This window comes from Flectobacillus longus, assembly GCF_030056705.1.
Taxonomy (GTDB): Bacteria; Bacteroidota; Bacteroidia; order Cytophagales; family Spirosomataceae; genus Flectobacillus; species Flectobacillus longus.
In genome coordinates this window covers 25,724-42,098 of the sequence record NZ_JASHIC010000011.1, presented here as the reverse complement: position 1 = coordinate 42,098, position 16,375 = coordinate 25,724, and the positions used below count along the sequence as shown (strand labels likewise).

Genomic DNA, 16,375 nt, shown 5'->3' with positions numbered 1-16,375 from the left:
GTTAAAATTATATAGCAAATTATCCTCGTATTAGAAAGTCAAATGGTTTATACGAAAATTAGTGTATTATATCATTATTCTGTAAATCTTGGATAGGTTTTTATTATATGGCAAAAATTCAACTCTCACAATATGCCGTTATATAAAATACTCAAAAGGAGCTTTTAGTATCAACCCTAAATTATTGTATAAAGGCATTTTCAAACTTTGCCAAGCCAGCAATACCGGTGACTAAGTCTCGAACAAGGGCAATAATGTAATCGTTTTTTGTACGATTACTAAAAAGCGCCATAGTTGCTACAGAATACAGTCCGTTTTTCTGTCGCTCCTACGGCGCTTCATCAATATAAATTTATCCTAGTAAACTATTTTCAAACGATTAGACATTCTGAAAATTAGGATAGAATCCTTAGAAAATGTGAGTGCTGGCTAGGAAGCCAGCACTAGTGGGGGCAATAATGCAATCTTATTTTGTTTATCTGTCGCATCTTGGCGCTTTATCAATATAAATCTATCCTTAAGATTTATATTCAAATGATTCAACTTTGTGAAATTAGGATAGAATCCTCAGAAAAAGTGAGTACTGGCTAGGAAGCCAGCACTAGCGGGAGACAATAGTTCTATTTATAGATAATATTTTCGACTTCCTTGCTAAGAGGCTCTAAGTGTTTTTTTACTATTGCCCATACCATTGCAGAATCTACGGCATCGTAAGCATGTATTAGTCGATTTCTAAACCCTACAATTTTACGAGTGTTTTCCAAACTTAGTTCGGGGTGCAGCCCATCAAATTTATTCACTGCTTCTCCAATTATTCCTAATTGTCTTTCTACAGCGCTTTGTGTTTTATAATCTGCATCATATTCTTCAAAGGAAGATATTGTCCCCAAAAAATCATTTATTGAGTCAATCGCATACAGAATATCATACAAATATTTTAGTGCCTTCTCTGTCATAAATTAAAACTTTTGTGGCATCAATATTCCTTTTTAGATATGGGTTTCTGATAGATGATTCCGTTAATAAGTCCACTTTTTTATGAAAAAAATTCTCGAACGTATCCCAAAGCGATATCAATTTTTCACCACGTTCAATAGGATCTTTTTCATCTATTTCTACCAGTAAATCAATATCGCTATTTTGAGCATCAAATCTATCTGTTATAGCAGAACCGAAGGCAAATAGCTTTAGCACATTGTGCTTTTGACACATTGCTTGAAATTCTGGTTTCAATATTTCTTTCTGGAACTGCATGATTCAAATATAAGATATTTCATCAAAAAAACAGTATAAAATGTTAGTAGAGGCTTGAGGGACAGCAAATTCAGCACCATAGGTGCGACAGTTTGGTAGAGATGATATAACGGCAAAACAGTAAAAAGCGCCGTAGGTGCGACAGAAAGTAAATCGTGTTCTGTCGCACCTACGGCGCTTAAATGACTATAATTCATAACGATAATACTACCAAACTGTCGCTCCTACGGTGCTATGCTATTATTAACTTATCCTTGTAACTATTTTCAAATGGTTTAACATTCTGAAAATTAGGATTGAATACTTAGAAAATGTGAGTACTGGCTTGGAAGCCAGCACTAGGATTACTGGTTCTTTTCATTGCAATTGTATTATCTGTAGAGTATGATTAGGAAACATTTTTGATACTTTTATTAAAATATCACTTGCATCTGATAAAGTGGCTATATCTTCTTTTGGTCCTCCCACAGTAGGATTTCCGTTTACGTCAACTGATAATTCGTCATGATCCAAATGGACTAATTTACCTCCAATATTCCAAGCAATTCTATATTTATTCATTTTTATTTGAGGTTAAAATTTTTGATTGATACTTTGAATCCACGTCGATTTACTTCGTGTATTCAAAAGCGACTTTATATTAGACGTTTGTTTACTTCAGTTTTATACTGAACTAAAGTTTAGTATAAATCGCACATTGATTTATGCTTATGCTAGTTGAAAGCTATAAAGGTTGAAATAACCTTGGTTATAAACTTCACTTCTATTGACTTATCTGGAAAAAATTAACTCTACATTCTTTAAGTGAAGGTATTTCTCAATATATAAATACAGTTTTAACATTTTACTTAAAATGTGCCTTTGAGCCAATTCTACCGTTGAACTCTTCCATGGTTAAAATATTTTGTAAACGATCGATTGAAAATTGAATAATTTGGTCAGCCTCTTCTTTTTTTATGTAATCTTTTGGCGAAGAGATATTAACGTAATCCTCAGAACCAACATACATGGAATTGTTCCTTTGTTTAAAGAATTCCATAGTAGAATCCACAGAGTATTTTAAAGTAAAAGGATTTTCTATTTCGACCACTAAGTTTGTATAATTACATTTTAAGTCATGCCTCTTAAAACAATCTAAGAACTCCTTTTCGGAACAAACTCCCATAATGAAATCAGCTATAATTTGTCCTTTACTAATTTCTTCGTTTGCTGTATATGCCAAGAAATATGCTCTCGCATATTTTGCATGGTCATATAATATTTTAGCTTCTTCAATTAGTTCTTCTTTTATTTAGTAGTTCCCACAAAACCTCTTTATTGTAGGTACGTGTTGATGTTTCTTTTTGTTTTTGTATAGTTTTAATCATACTATATTTTTTGTACTTTTTAAAGTTGCCCATTTTTATTGCCTATAACTCTTTCATTCACAAAAAAAAGTACTATAAAATCTCCCAACAATAAATTGAAGGAATTCCTAAAAGGAGATTTTATAGTACTTTTAATCTGTTGCCGAAAGCCGTATGCTTAGGGTATAAATATCTCAGGTGAGAATATTTCTATTGTCATTTGAGATAAAGTAAATCTTAATACTAACCTACTTTATCTCAAACCGACTTCTTATTTTACTTCTTCAAATGGAACGTCTTCTGCTTGTGAAGAACCACCACCTGCATTAGCTGATTGACCTGCATCGCCTGTTGGTTGAGCTGCGTCACCACCTTGAGCGTACATTTCTTGAGATGCTGCCATCCAAGCGTTGTTCAATTTTTCTAATGCAGCATCGATAGACGCTGCATCACGTGAAGCATGTGCAGTACGCAATTCTGCTAATGCACCTTCAATTGCAGTTTTGTTACCTTCTGAAAGTTTTTCACCGTACTCTTTCAATTGTTTTTCTGTTTGGAAAATCAATGAGTCTGCTTGGTTAACTTTCTCGATTTTTTCTTTTTCAGCTTTATCTGCTGCCTCGTTAGCTTTCGCTTCTTGACGCATTCTTTCGATTTCTGCATCTGTCAAACCGCTAGATGCTTCGATACGGATGTTGTTTTCTTTACCTGTACCTTTATCTTTCGCAGATACATGCAAGATACCGTTGGCATCAATATCGAAAATTACTTCGATTTGAGGAACACCACGTGGTGCTGGTGGAATACCGTCTAAGTGGAAACGACCTAATGAACGGTTGTTAGCTGCCATTGGACGCTCACCTTGTAAGATGTTCAATTCCACAGATGGTTGGCTATCAGATGCCGTTGAGAATACCTCAGATTTACGAGTTGGGATTGTAGTGTTTGCTTCAATCAATTTAGTGAACACACCACCCATTGTCTCGATACCTAATGACAAAGGAATAACGTCTAGCAACAATACGTCTTTTACTTCACCTGTCAATACACCACCTTGTACTGCCGCACCGATTGCTACTGCTTCGTCAGGGTTAACGCCTTTAGATGCTTTTTTACCCCAGAATTTCTCTACTTCTTCAACTACACGTGGAATACGAGTCGAACCACCTACCAAGATTACTTCGTCGATGTCAGAGTTGCTGTAGCCAGAGTTTTTCATAGCACGACGGCAAGGCTCCAACATTCTTTGAATCAAAGTATCAGCCAATTGCTCGAATTTAGCACGTGATAATGAACGTACTAAGTGTTTCGGCATTCCGTTTACTGGGAAGATATATGGCAAGTTGATTTCTGTAGATGCTCCAGATGATAACTCGATTTTAGCTTTTTCAGCTGCTTCTTTCAAACGTTGTAATGCCATTGGGTCTTGACGCAAATCAACACCTTCGTCATTTTTAAATTCGTCTGCCAACCAGTTGATGATTACTTGGTCGAAGTCATCACCACCTAAGTGAGTATCACCGTCAGTTGATTTTACTTCGAATACGCCATCACCTAATTCCAAGATTGAAATATCGAAAGTACCACCACCAAGGTCAAATACTGCGATTTTCATGTCTTTACCACCTTTGTCCAAACCATAAGCCAAAGCAGCAGCAGTTGGTTCGTTGATGATACGTTTTACTTCCAAACCAGCGATTGCACCAGCTTCTTTTGTAGCCTGACGCTCAGCATCGTTGAAGTATGCAGGAACAGTAATAACAGCTTCAGTAACAGTTTGACCTAAATAATCTTCAGCAGTTTGCTTCATTTTAGTCAAAATCTGCGCTGAGATTTCTTGAGGAGTATATAAACGGTCGCCGATACGTACACGTGGAGTATCGTTTGAACCTTGTTCTACTGTGTAAGCAATTGTTTTAAGCTCGCTACCTACTTCAGTGTAACGCTTACCCATAAAACGTTTGATTGAAGAAATCGTGTTTGTAGGGTTTGTAATTGCCTGACGTTTTGCTGGATCTCCTACTTTACGTTCTCCGTTTCCGTTATCCAAAAATGCTACGATTGAAGGTGTAGTACGACGACCTTCTGAGTTGGCGATTACGACTGGCTCGTTACCTTCCATAACTGCAACACAAGAGTTGGTTGTGCCTAAGTCAATACCGATAATTTTTCCCATTGCTAGAGTGAATTAATTATTGTTAAATATCTTGTTTTCTTTTTAGGTCAAATGTTAAGATTGGTTTATTCCACCTTTCGGACTGTGCCTTTCATATCTTTTTTTCATCTGACGACGTAAAGTATTTAACAATCTTAATGCCAACCGAAAATTCAGTTAATTTTGCTGACAATCTGTCAGTATGTCAAAAATAGGATTTTTCATTGACTGACAAAAAATTAAGAAGCCTGACAACAATGGCAGATTCTTGGGAGTGATGAGTGTTGAGTTGTGAGTTTTGAGTAGGTTTAAATAATTTGGGATTGCTGATTTTGGAAATAAAGGATGATAAAATATAAATCTGTACCGAACGAAAATAGGGCTTTGTCATAATAACAGAAACGATGTAGAATCAACCCTTGCGGTTGCCACATTCGGAATGGCAATCGCAAGGGTTAATTCTACCATAAAATACCAACAATCAAAAACTCTCTTACAGCCCTAATGATGAACTAGTTCAAACTATTTGAAATTACTGATAACTGATATACTATTAACTTGTAACCACCCTTCTGAGCTTTAAAGTAGAATTCTATCCACTAAATACTTTTAGGAAAAATAGAGTTTATCTTTTTTACTGTAAAGTTGTTTTCTTGTACTAATTTCAATATTCATATTTCAACATTCTGGAATAATACTTATCTCGAAATGAAAATTTATATCCACACATTACTCAAAGAGTCTGAAAAGCAACTACTAATCAACACTTTACCTTCAGAAAAAGGTTATCAACTCAGCTTTGGTGATACGCTATTACCCGAAAATCGTAGAGCAACATTCTTGGAGGCAAGTGTTTGTATGGGCAATGTACCCTTAGACTGGGCAGAGGAAAGCACAAAACTACAATGGCTACAGCTACATTCTGCTGGCTTAGACCCCTATCAGCAATTATCACATAGTCGTTTCCCAATCACTCATCTCAAAGGATTTTTTGGTCAGTCAGTGGCCGAAACTGCTGTGGCTGGTATCATGGCAGTATATCGTGGTATCGACCGATTATCTGTGCTACAACCCCAAAATCAGTGGGTGGGCGGTAGTATTCGCCCTTCTTTGCATCTATTATTTAGAAAAAAGGTCGGAATTTTAGGTAATGGAGCGATTGGTCAAACAGTTGCTAAAATCCTAAAAGGTTTTGACTGCGATATTAAAATCTTTTCAAGAACTGCCATTGAAGGACAAGTTTGGTCGTGGTCAGAAATAGGAGCCTATTTGCCTGAATTGGATATTTTAGTGGCTTGTTTACCAGAAACCACCGAAACAATCGGTTTGATAGACGAAGCTTTTCTTAATCAAATGAAAAAGGAAGCGTTATTTGTCAACGTTGGTCGTGGCTCGGCTGTCGATGAACCTGTTTTAATCGAAAAGCTTCAAGCTGGCGCCATCGCAGGGGCAGTGTTGGATGTAACAGTTGAAGAACCTCTTCCAGAAAATCATGTCTTATGGAATATGCCAAATGTGCTTTTGACGCAACATTCATCAGGTGGCTGGGCAGAAGAAAACGCAGATAAGGTCAAGGTATTTTTAAACAATCTTCAACGTTTTGAAAATAATGAGCCCTTGGAAAATATTGCAGACTTGGTAAAAGGATACTAGGGAGTGAGGAGTTTTGAGTGCGGAGTTATCCGCATTCAAAACCCTGTAGAGACGTAATATTTTACGTCTCCAAACCAAATAGCTTAAAATCAGTAGTACTTATTAGGACGACCAAAATAAACGTAAAAAATATTAATCTTTAAAAGAGACAAACCTATAAGAACATCCAATTTTAGACGTAAAATATTACGTCTCTACAAAAAATTAAATTCCTAATTTGGACATCAATTTTGCACCCATGCTGTTTTTGTTAGAAATATATCGCACGCTCGCACCGATATATGGCGCTGTACCAGGATGGTACGTTTGTAGATTTTCGACCGCTGAATTAAAGATTTTGTCTTGCCTAAAAGTAACAATTCCACCTTCTAATGATAAATTGAATACCTTCAACACGTGTGCATTGGCTGAAACTGTAAATTTTACTTGCTGATAATTTTCCTTTCTAGCTAACTTTTCTCCTGTACCCAACTCCTGAAAACCTCCGCTGTATCCTCCTAATGCAATATTTCCGCCCAAATTAAACCATTCTGTAATTTTACGTGTGCCAGTAACTTGGAAAGGCAAAATTCCAGAAATACGCCAATCTTCATTGATACGTTTGTTGAAACCAAAAATAGGAATAATTCTAAACTTTTGATTGAATACTACCGCTGTGCCGTACATGATTTGGGTATTTAGTCCCAAAATTCTCACACGTGCTGCACCACCCCACAAGTAAGGCTGAGGTGAAAAAAAGGTCTCATTAGATTCAGTGATGCCTAATCCTCCTCCATAAAGCCAAAATTTATCTCGTAAACTTGCCTTCAATTGAAAAATGCCAGCCGAAAGCGTTTTATAACCACCTGAAGGAGCCTCTTTACCATCAATAGTTGGGTTTATCTGACTTAAGTTAGCTACCAAAAAGGTATGTTTTGCTTGAATATCAAACTTCTTTCCAAAACCGATTCCAACATTAAAATCTGTGGAAAGCGGAACAAAACCCAAGGTTGAAGTTCTGGTCAAACCAAAATCTTTTCCATCACCACGGTCGGCAGAAGGAATAGCCTCAGTTTTAATGGTGATATTAGGATAAAAAATCTGACTGAGAGAATTATTTTGAGCTTGTGTAGCTATTCCAAGCAACGAAAGAGAAATCGTAAAGCCTATTTTTTTAAACATTTTTTCAAAGGTTATATGCCGTTTAACGAAGCTAATTCAGAAATATTATGACAATCATGCAACCAAAAACCATACTCTTGGGTCTATACGATAAACCTCCAACTATTTATGTCCACTTTACTACAACAATTGATGAAAAAAATCAGCTTAATTCTCGCCCTGATGTCATTAGTAATTTTACTAAATGCCTGTAACCAAATCTTCAAATGTGATGGATTCGCCTGTGTGTCGCCTCCTCCAATTCCTCGATTCAAGATTTTGAATTCATCAGGCATAAATGTTTCAGACTCGACAGGATACTTCCTCAAAATCGCAAACGACAACAGCACCTACAAAGGGACTATGGTAAAAACGCCTGAAGCCACTCTATATTGGGACATAATGTTTACCAAAGGGGTAGATGGCACTAAAGAGTATGAACTATATGCTGAAAATACCAAATTAGGCGTAATTCGGTATGAAATAAGTATGAAGAAGTCAGGATGTTGTTCAAACTACAGCATTGACGTATTAAACCTAAATAACGTATCGCTCCTAAATTCCCAAGACCAATATGGCAAGTACACGATTAAACTAAAATGATTTAAAGAACTTTTTTGATTATTCAAAGGGATAGCACAAAGGTCAGATACCGAAACTTATTTTTGTCTGAGAATTCAGAAAAATTAAATCCCTGAATCTCAGACTCAAAATATATATCCCTTATGAAATATAAAATGTTGGTATTGGACATGGACGACACTTTGTTGACCGATGACCATCGTATCTCAGAAAAAAATAAAACTGCCATAGCTCAAGCACAAGAAGCAGGCGTAAAAGTGGTTTTAGCCTCAGGCAGACCCACTCCTGCCATGTTGAGTTATGCCAAAGAACTAGGTTTGCATCAAAATAACTCTTATATCTTGGCTTATAATGGCGCAGTTATCTTGGATATGACCACAGAAGAGGTGCTTTTTGAACAAAGTATTAGCAAAGAAGATATTCATGCCTTATATGATTTTAGTCAAGAAAACGGCGTGCATATTATTACTTATTTAGATGGAAATATTATTGCATCGTCAGAATCACCTTATATTGATATTGAGACCCATATTACTGGGATGCCTCTTATCAAAGTTGATGATTTTAAAAAGGCAGTAGACCGTGATTCTGTCAAATGTATTATGCTTGAAGAGCCTGAACGTTTGGTTGAAGTAATGGCAAAACTCAAAGCTCAGGTAAATCACAAAAGTATTACTACGTCGAAACCTTTCTTCCTAGAAATCATGCAATTGGGTATCGACAAAGCTGCTAGTTTGGATAGATTAGCTCAAAAACTAGACATTTCATCCGATGAAATTATTGCAGTTGGTAATGCTAGTAACGACTTATCGATGATTCAATACGCTGGTTTGGGTGTTTGGGTCGATAATGTGGAAGATGCCCTACGTCATCATGCCGATGTCGTCGTTGCCTCTAACAATGAAGACGGCGTTGCTGAAGTAATTGAAAGATTTATTTTGGAAGAAGCATTGGTGTAAATAGGATTTGTCCCTATAAATGTTCATTAAAAAAAGCGGCGAAAAGCTAATTTTGACCGCTTTTTTTCAACTGTATTTTTTAATGACGCTTTTTAGACGCAAAGCATTGCGTCTCTACTAGCAAAAAAATCACTCAATCACTCAACCGCTCAATCACTAAATAATAACAGCTAGCTCTCATAAATCGGTTTATCTCTCAGTCTCAGCCGTTGCCCCGAACGACCAGCGAACATTGCTCGGATTTCGGCAATGATTGATATGGCGATTTCTTCAGGAGTACTTGCGCCAATATCTAAGCCTACTGGAGTGGCAATGCGTGTCAAATCATCTTCTGTAATCGGCTTACCCTCCTCCTCCATTTTTGTAAACATTTTGTCGGTACGCTTTTTAGGGCCAAGCATTCCGATATATTTGATGGGAGTCTGAATAAGCGCACGCATATTTCTAAAATCGGTTTCATAGTCATGCGCCATTAGTATTGCAACGGTATAAGCATCTATTTCGACACTCTCAGCATCCTCTTTTGCAATAACATGATCTGCCCAATCAAACAAGCGCTTGTGTACTTTTAAAGGATTACAAACTACCGAAACTTTCCAACCCACTTCCTTACTTAATTGTACCATCGGATATATGTCATAATTACCTCCATAAATCAAAATATGAGTAGCTGGTAAAATCACTTCTACGAAAACACTTACTTCGGCACCGCTGTCTAACGTAAAATGATAAGAGCTTGATTTTTCTGAAAACAAAGCCCCATCTGCTGCTTTTGTCACCTCATCCAGTATTTCACTTACAGGAAAATCTATGGTAAATCGATTCCTTTCGTATTTATAGACACTTCCCAAAGGCAATTGCTCAGGTATATCTGTCGCTGTGACAGTAACGACAACCGTTGGTACACGTTTATCAAGAATATCCGATAAAATAGCAACAGGATTATTGATATCGTTAGGGTCAATGGGCGTGAGTAGGACATCAATAATGCCATTGCAACCCAACCCTACTCCTATTTGATAAGGATCATCGTCGGTAGTATCGTAGGTAACGATGGTAGCCTTACCTTGTGCCATTGCCAAACGAGCTCTTTTAAGAGCATCACCTTCCAAGCATCCCCCGCTGATACCTCCAATCCACTCTCCCGAATCACTCACCAGCATACGTGCCCCTGCTCGCCGATACGAAGAACCTTCTACGCGGACGACTGTAGCTAAGGCAGCAGAATGCGTAGCAAAATTTATTCTTTGGTAGGCTTCAATAATCGCTTTTATCTCTTTCATCTTTTCAAGTACTTTCTGTATTAATATTTGGTAGGATACAAATTTGTTAGGCTCCAATTTCAACAATTTTACTAAATCCGAACCTATTAAACTTATCTTTTACGCCAATCTCATTACCTTTTTCGACAAACGACTTCTTCTTTAGTATAAGCATAATCACAGTAAGACACCCTTTTAATGTCAATTCAAAGAAGCTCATTTCAAACTTTTTAATCGAGTCATTTCAGAATTTAGTTATCTCAAATAATTGATTTAAAAACAGACCATTTACAATCAAACGTTTTAGATTATATTATTTCAAGAAAAAAACCTCTAAAAATTGTACTATTTCAAAGCAACTTGATTAAATACAAATATTACTTTGAAAGATAGAAATTGTTTTATAAAATAGAGAAATAATTCAATTTAAAATTATCAAACCTAATTAACATTTGGTAATTACTTAAAATTAAATTAGAAAAATACAATTGAATTATTTATGATTTTTATCACTCTTAATCAATTTAACTTAACGAAAATATGCAATTAACTGGTTCACATACTTTGGCTGCTCCCATAGAGAAAGTCTGGCAGATGTTGATGGATACCGACATACTTGCCAAGATTGTTCCAGGAGTTTCGAGACTTGAAAAAACTGGCGAAAACCAATTTGAAGCTATTTCCGAAATCAAATTGGGTCCTGTAAGTGGCAAATTCTCAGGTGGTCTTACTTTATCTGACATTATAGCACCATCTACTTTTACCCTCAATGTTAGTCAAAATAGTAAAATTGGCAATGCAGATGCCTCCATCAAAATCAATTTGGTTGCAGTGGATGCTCAGCAAACGGAAATCAGCTTTGATGGTGATGCTAAACTATCTGGCTTGTTGGCTCGCACAGGTCAACGAGTACTGAGCGGTGTCGCTAACACATTGACTAAGCAGTTTTTCAGCAATTTCGAAGAAGAAATTGCCTCTTAAAATAGAATTACATCACTCATAATCAAACAAATACAAACCTTTAAATAAAAACTATCGAAAATGGAAATTAAGATTTCAGTAAATGTAAACGGCAAGGATTATGTCCGAGAGGTGGAGCCACGCACCCTTCTTGTCCATTTCTTGCGAGATACTCTTCGATTAACGGGCACACATATTGGCTGTGATACCAGTAGCTGTGGTGCCTGTACGATTCATGTCGATGGAGTAGCTGTAAAATCCTGCACAATGCTAGCTGTTCAAGCAGATGGATGTACTGTTACAACGATTGAAGGTTTGGCACAAGGGGCAGAACTACACCCTTTGCAAGAAGGATTTAAAGAATGTCATGGTTTACAATGTGGTTTTTGTACACCGGGAATGATTATGACTGCGGCAGATTTATTGGCTAAAAATCCAAGTCCAAGCGAGTCTGAAATTCGCCATGGTTTAGAAGGTAACTTTTGTCGATGCACTGGTTATCACAATATCGTAAAAGCAGTGCAGTATGCTGCTGAGAAAATGAGCAACGAAGTAAGCGCCTAAACGTATCACCGATTAATCATTCTTAACATTCATTCAGAAATCATGAGTAATAAATATATTGGTAAAGCCGTAAAACGTGTCGAAGATAAGCGTTTTATTACAGGCAAAGGCAAATATACCGATGATATGATTTTGCCGGGACAAACCTACGCATATATCATCCGCAGTCCGTATGCGCATGCCAAAGTCAACAGTATAGACATCAGTCACGCACTCTCAGCTGAAGGGGTCGTAGCAGTCTTTACAGGCGACGACATAGCCCAATCTGGTATTAATGGCGTACCAGCGGGTTGGCAGGTCAATTTCAAAAATGGAGATATTATGAAGGAGCCTCCTCACCCCTTATTGGTTGGTACAGGAAGCACCGTAAAGCACGTAGGTGATGCCGTGGCAGTAGTTATTGCAGAATCTAAAGAAATTGCCGCCGATGCTGCCGAAATGGTCGAAATAGATTATGAGGTTTTTGATGCCGTTGTCAATCCTGCCGATGCCGTAAAAGAGGGAGCCCCATTGGTTCATGAAGCAGCACCTAATAATATTGCTTTTGACTGGGAAATAGGCAACCCCAAAGCTGAAGTTGATGAAGCTATCGCCAACTCACATCATGTTACCTCATTAGAATTTGTCAATCAGAGAATGATACCTAATCCTATCGAACCTCGTTCGGCGATTGGGCTTTATGAACCTTCTACTGATAGATATACTCTTTATACCAGTACGCAAAACCCTCATTTGATTCGCTTATTGATGTGTGCTTTTGTGTTGGGTATTCCAGAACATAAAGTGCGCGTTGTTGGTCCAGATGTTGGTGGTGGATTTGGGTCAAAAATATTTCACTACACCGAAGAAGCCTTGGTTACTTGGTGTTCAAAACAAATTGAAAGACCTGTAAAATGGACTTCTGAGCGCTCGGAGGCATTTATTACCGATGCTCACGGTCGTGATCACGTAACTCATGCCGAAATGGGTTTTGATAAGGAAGGAAATGTTACAGCTCTACGCATCAAAACATTTGCGAACCTTGGTGCTTATCTTTCGACCTTTGCCCCTGCTGTGCCAACCTATTTGCATGGAACTCTTTTGCAAGGTTTGTACACCACTCCAAAAATTCATTTGGATATGACTTGTGCCTTTACGCATACCAATGCTGTAGATGCCTATCGTGGTGCAGGTCGCCCAGAGGCTACCTATTTGTTGGAGCGACTCATGGATTTGGCAGCACACGAAATGGGGATAGATCCAGTGGAACTACGTATGAAAAACTTTATTCCTCCTTTCGATGGTGTAAATCAGCCTGGCTATCAAACGCAAGTAGCCTTACAATATGATTCGGGTAATTATCAAGAAGTATTGAAAAGAGGAGTAGCCATGCTCGGTTATGAAGAATTCAGAAAAGCACAAGCTGAAGCGGCTCAATCTAACAAACTTTTAGGCGTAGGTTTTTCAACTTATGTTGAAGCCTGTGGTATTGCTCCTTCGGCAGTAGTTGGCGCTTTGGGTGCTCGTGCAGGTTTGTACGAAGTCGGGCAAGTTCGTGTGCAGCCTACTGGTAAAGTCAGCGTGTACACAGGCGCGCACTCACATGGACAAGGACATGAGACGACCTTTGCTCAAGTGGTAGCCGACAAACTCGGTATTCCTTTGGAAGACGTCGAAATTCATCATGGAGATACCGAAACTGTAGCTTTTGGTATGGGCACGTATGGTTCTCGTTCTTTGGCAGTTGGTGGTAGTGCTATTGTAAAAAGCTTGGAAAAAATCATTGAAAAAGGGGCAAAAATAGCCGCCCATAAGCTCGAAGCAAACGTCGATGACCTTACGTTTGCGGATGGGAAATACACTGTAAATGGAACCGATAAATCCGTGGCTTTCGGTGATATAGCACTTACAGCATATATTCCCCACAATTATCCAGCAGGATTAGAACCAGGCTTAGACTTCTCTAGTTTTTACGACCCAGCCAATTTTACCTATCCTTTTGGTTGTCATATAGCTGTAGTAGAAGTAGATAAAGAAACAGGAAAAGTTAGTCTGAAACGCTTTATCGCCGTTGATGACGTTGGTAATGTGATTAATCCAATGATTGTGGATGGACAAATTCATGGCGGTTTGGCGCAAGGTATCGGTCAGGCATTATTAGAAGGAGCAATCTTCGATGAAAATGGACAGCTCATCAACGGTTCGTACATGGATTATTGTATGCCAAGAGCCGACGATTTACCGATGTTTGAGCTAGATCGCACTGAAACACCTTGTCCACACAACCCACTTGGCGTAAAAGGCGCAGGAGAAGCAGGTTGTATTGGTTCGACCCCAGCAGTTGTCAACGCTGTATTGGATGCCCTCTGGAGTGGAGGCTTTGGACACGTGAAGGATATTCTTATGCCAACAACGCCAGAGCGAGTTTGGCGCGCGATGAACAGTTAAAGTATCTTTATTTACTGGAAACATTTTCTTTTCTAGAAAATCAACCATCAAAATTTTACCAAAATGATACCTCATTCATTTGATTATAAACGAGCGTCTTCAGTTGAAGAAGCCATCGAAATATTACAAAATGGAAGCTATGCTAAAGTACTCGGAGGAGGACATAGCCTAGTGCCAGCGCTAAAGCTGCGTCTCAATGCACCAGATACCTTGGTAGATGTTACCCGAATCGAGTCACTCAAAGGTATCGGTATCGAAGATGGAACCTTAGTTATTGGTGCAGCCAATACGCATCATGAAATCGCCACGTCTGCTGATGTACAAAACACGCTCTCTTTTTTGGCTAAAGGAGCTAGTGCTATTGGTGATGTGCAAGTTCGTAACAAAGGAACTATTGGCGGAAGTATCGCTCACGCCGACCCTTCTGCCGATTGGCCTGCGTTGTTATTGGCAGCGGATGCTAGCATTGTCATTCAAGGTGCTGACGGCACAAAAACCGTCTCTGCACAGGATTTCTTTACAGGGTTTTTCTCTACAATACTCGAGGAGACTGATATAATTACTCAAATTCGGATTCCTATTCCCCCTGAAGGTACAAAATCAACTTATCAGAAATTTGTCCAACCAGCTTCACGCTTTGCTATTGTTGGTTGTGCCGCGGTAAAAGAGCCTTCTGGTGCTACCAGAGTTGCTTTTGCAGGTGTATCCGATTATGCTTTTAGAGACGAAGCTGTCGAAAGTGCTTCAAGTTCAGGCGCCTCAGCAGAAGAAGCTGCTTCTAAAGCCGCTGAAGGGGTAAGTATTATGTCAGACCACTATGCCTCAGAGGATTATCGTAAACATTTGGCCAAAGTTTATGCTAGAAGGGCTTTGGTGGAAGTTAGTTAAACAGGCACAGAGGAGCAAAGGCACAAAGTGATTTGAGTTTGGAATACGGTAGTTTATTGATTATTTTTTGTTGGAATTCTTATTTCAGTATTTCATTTTGTGTCTTTGTCTCTTTCTCAACAAGAAAACTATGTCAGAAATCACGCTTGAATCTATTCGGGGCTTGTTGTTTGAAAGAGGCTATATTACCGACCATTCGATTGAAATGGCGTTGTTTTTATCGCTCAAACTTCAAAAACCTTTACTCATTGAAGGTCCAGCAGGAGTTGGGAAAACTGAAATTGCCAAAGTCATGACACAGATTTTGGCAACTGAGCTAATTCGTTTGCAATGTTATGAAGGTTTGGACGCCTCACAGGCTTTGTATGAATGGAATTACCAACGACAACTATTGCATTTGAAGGCTACTGAAGAATCAGGAATCAGTGTAGAAGAAAAAGAAAAAGGGCTATTTGAGGAAAAATTTTTATTGAAACGTCCTTTGCTCAAAGCCATTCAGTCACCACAAAAATGTGTGCTTTTAATTGACGAAGTTGACCGAGCTGATGAAGAATTTGAAAGTTTTCTGTTGGAGGTTTTATCTGATTGGCAGATTACCATTCCTGAAATTGGAACCATCAAAGCCACTTCTATTCCACAAGTAATTGTTACAGGCAACCGTGTACGTGAGCTTTCGGAGGCCTTGCGACGACGTTGTTTATATTTGTGGATTGATTATCCTGATTTTGAAAAAGAATTAATGATTGTCAGAAATCATTTACCAAATATTGATGCCAAGCTAGCCGAACAAATCTGTAGTTTTATGCAGGTTTTACGAGTACAAAAGTTAGAAAAAACGCCTGGTATTGCCGAAACCTTAGACTGGGCAACAGCCTTGGTGACGCTACATTTCTCGGCATTGGACAAAAATATCATTGAATCTACATTGGGAGTTATCCTAAAAGACTGGAAAGACATTCGCTCGATTCAGTTATCACTTAGTGAGTTACTAGATAAAACGGGTGTAAATTCAAAAGTAGATTCTATCTAGTTTTGTTTAAATTTTTAAGTAATCGTGCAAAATAAAATTGCATTAATACGCTTTAGGCTGTAAGCAGTAGGCAAAAAAATTTCTATTACTTCATGAGAAATACGATTTAACTTTTAGCCTACTGCATAAAGCCTAGAGCTTAAAGCGAATAAAAT

15 protein-coding genes are annotated in these 16,375 nt (G+C 38.2%); 8 read left to right on the top strand and 7 right to left on the bottom strand.

The window, feature by feature from the left end:
• Window positions 1–620: 620 nt before the first annotated feature.
• The 5 genes from QM491_RS09060 to dnaK all read right to left on the bottom strand — a co-directional run bounded on the left by QM491_RS09060 (window position 621) and on the right by dnaK (window position 4,776).
• On the bottom strand, window positions 621–956 hold the full coding sequence (locus QM491_RS09060) for a HepT-like ribonuclease domain-containing protein (RefSeq protein WP_283327184.1): 336 nt from the start codon (window positions 954–956) through the stop codon (window positions 621–623).
• Window positions 925–1,233 carry a nucleotidyltransferase family protein gene (locus tag QM491_RS09055; RefSeq protein ID WP_283327183.1) on the bottom strand — a complete coding sequence of 103 codons (309 nt, stop codon included), beginning with the start codon at window positions 1,231–1,233 and terminating at the stop codon, window positions 925–927. The genes QM491_RS09060 and QM491_RS09055 overlap by 32 nt, the downstream gene beginning before the upstream one ends.
• A 378-nt stretch (window positions 1,234–1,611) precedes the next feature.
• Window positions 1,612–1,815 carry a hypothetical protein gene (locus QM491_RS09050; RefSeq protein WP_283327182.1) on the bottom strand — a complete coding sequence of 68 codons (204 nt, stop codon included), beginning with the start codon at window positions 1,813–1,815 and terminating at the stop codon, window positions 1,612–1,614.
• A gap of 283 nt (window positions 1,816–2,098) precedes the next feature.
• On the bottom strand, window positions 2,099–2,530 hold the full coding sequence (locus QM491_RS09045; RefSeq protein WP_283327327.1) for an AbiV family abortive infection protein: 432 nt from the start codon (window positions 2,528–2,530) through the stop codon (window positions 2,099–2,101).
• 341 nt (window positions 2,531–2,871) lie between these two features.
• On the bottom strand, window positions 2,872–4,776 hold the full coding sequence (dnaK, locus tag QM491_RS09040) for a molecular chaperone DnaK (protein WP_283327181.1): 1,905 nt from the start codon (window positions 4,774–4,776) through the stop codon (window positions 2,872–2,874).
• A 687-nt stretch (window positions 4,777–5,463) separates the two neighbouring features.
• On the opposite strand from dnaK, the gene QM491_RS09035 reads away from it, so the two are divergent.
• Window positions 5,464–6,408 carry a D-2-hydroxyacid dehydrogenase gene (locus QM491_RS09035; RefSeq protein WP_283327180.1) on the top strand — a complete coding sequence of 315 codons (945 nt, stop codon included), beginning with the start codon at window positions 5,464–5,466 and terminating at the stop codon, window positions 6,406–6,408.
• A gap of 204 nt (window positions 6,409–6,612) precedes the next feature.
• Here the strand turns inward: QM491_RS09035 and QM491_RS09030 are convergent, their stop codons facing one another.
• The gene (locus tag QM491_RS09030) at window positions 6,613–7,569 is read right to left on the bottom strand and encodes a hypothetical protein (RefSeq protein ID WP_283327179.1); all 957 of its coding nucleotides are present in this window, start codon (window positions 7,567–7,569) and stop codon (window positions 6,613–6,615) included.
• Between the two features lie 108 nt (window positions 7,570–7,677).
• Here QM491_RS09030 and QM491_RS09025 point away from each other — a divergent pair, with 108 nt between their 5' ends.
• Window positions 7,678–8,151, top strand: coding sequence for a hypothetical protein (locus tag QM491_RS09025; RefSeq protein WP_283327178.1), 474 nt, complete (start codon window positions 7,678–7,680; stop codon window positions 8,149–8,151).
• A gap of 122 nt (window positions 8,152–8,273) precedes the next feature.
• Complete coding sequence (locus QM491_RS09020) at window positions 8,274–9,089, top strand: Cof-type HAD-IIB family hydrolase (protein ID WP_283327177.1); 816 nt, start codon at window positions 8,274–8,276, stop codon at window positions 9,087–9,089.
• Between the two features lie 170 nt (window positions 9,090–9,259).
• On the opposite strand, the gene QM491_RS09015 is transcribed toward QM491_RS09020, so the two are convergent.
• On the bottom strand, window positions 9,260–10,372 hold the full coding sequence (locus tag QM491_RS09015) for an XdhC family protein (protein ID WP_283327176.1): 1,113 nt from the start codon (window positions 10,370–10,372) through the stop codon (window positions 9,260–9,262).
• A 519-nt stretch (window positions 10,373–10,891) separates the two neighbouring features.
• Between QM491_RS09015 and QM491_RS09010 the strand changes: the two genes are divergently transcribed.
• The 5 genes from QM491_RS09010 (at window position 10,892) to QM491_RS08990 (ending at window position 16,220) form a co-directional block, all read left to right on the top strand.
• Entirely contained in the window at window positions 10,892–11,332 is a 441-nt protein-coding gene (locus tag QM491_RS09010; protein WP_283327175.1) for an SRPBCC family protein, read from the top strand.
• A gap of 60 nt (window positions 11,333–11,392) precedes the next feature.
• Window positions 11,393–11,875, top strand: coding sequence for a (2Fe-2S)-binding protein (locus QM491_RS09005; protein WP_283327174.1), 483 nt, complete (start codon window positions 11,393–11,395; stop codon window positions 11,873–11,875).
• A 42-nt stretch (window positions 11,876–11,917) separates the two neighbouring features.
• Window positions 11,918–14,302: a xanthine dehydrogenase family protein molybdopterin-binding subunit gene (locus tag QM491_RS09000; RefSeq protein ID WP_283327173.1), complete on the top strand. Its 2,385-nt coding sequence runs from the start codon at window positions 11,918–11,920 to the stop codon at window positions 14,300–14,302.
• Between the two features lie 63 nt (window positions 14,303–14,365).
• Complete coding sequence (locus QM491_RS08995; protein ID WP_283327172.1) at window positions 14,366–15,190, top strand: FAD binding domain-containing protein; 825 nt, start codon at window positions 14,366–14,368, stop codon at window positions 15,188–15,190.
• Between the two features lie 130 nt (window positions 15,191–15,320).
• Window positions 15,321–16,220 carry an AAA family ATPase gene (locus tag QM491_RS08990; RefSeq protein WP_283327171.1) on the top strand — a complete coding sequence of 300 codons (900 nt, stop codon included), beginning with the start codon at window positions 15,321–15,323 and terminating at the stop codon, window positions 16,218–16,220.
• Window positions 16,221–16,375: the final 155 nt, after the last annotated feature.

What these genes read in the sequence shown, in the direction of transcription:
- QM491_RS09060 (WP_283327184.1), bottom strand. Translation starts at nt 956, where the DNA reads ATGACAGAGAAGGCACTAAAATATTTGTATGATATTCTGTATGCGATT.
- QM491_RS09050 (WP_283327182.1), bottom strand. Translation starts at nt 1,815, where the DNA reads ATGAATAAATATAGAATTGCTTGGAATATTGGAGGTAAATTAGTCCAT.
- dnaK (WP_283327181.1), bottom strand. Translation starts at nt 4,776, where the DNA reads ATGGGAAAAATTATCGGTATTGACTTAGGCACAACCAACTCTTGTGTT.
- QM491_RS09035 (WP_283327180.1), top strand. Translation starts at nt 5,464, where the DNA reads ATGAAAATTTATATCCACACATTACTCAAAGAGTCTGAAAAGCAACTA.
- QM491_RS09030 (WP_283327179.1), bottom strand. Translation starts at nt 7,569, where the DNA reads ATGTTTAAAAAAATAGGCTTTACGATTTCTCTTTCGTTGCTTGGAATA.
- QM491_RS09025 (WP_283327178.1), top strand. Translation starts at nt 7,678, where the DNA reads ATGTCCACTTTACTACAACAATTGATGAAAAAAATCAGCTTAATTCTC.
- QM491_RS09020 (WP_283327177.1), top strand. Translation starts at nt 8,274, where the DNA reads ATGAAATATAAAATGTTGGTATTGGACATGGACGACACTTTGTTGACC.
- QM491_RS09015 (WP_283327176.1), bottom strand. Translation starts at nt 10,372, where the DNA reads ATGAAAGAGATAAAAGCGATTATTGAAGCCTACCAAAGAATAAATTTT.
- QM491_RS09010 (WP_283327175.1), top strand. Translation starts at nt 10,892, where the DNA reads ATGCAATTAACTGGTTCACATACTTTGGCTGCTCCCATAGAGAAAGTC.
- QM491_RS09005 (WP_283327174.1), top strand. Translation starts at nt 11,393, where the DNA reads ATGGAAATTAAGATTTCAGTAAATGTAAACGGCAAGGATTATGTCCGA.
- QM491_RS09000 (WP_283327173.1), top strand. Translation starts at nt 11,918, where the DNA reads ATGAGTAATAAATATATTGGTAAAGCCGTAAAACGTGTCGAAGATAAG.
- QM491_RS08995 (WP_283327172.1), top strand. Translation starts at nt 14,366, where the DNA reads ATGATACCTCATTCATTTGATTATAAACGAGCGTCTTCAGTTGAAGAA.
- QM491_RS08990 (WP_283327171.1), top strand. Translation starts at nt 15,321, where the DNA reads ATGTCAGAAATCACGCTTGAATCTATTCGGGGCTTGTTGTTTGAAAGA.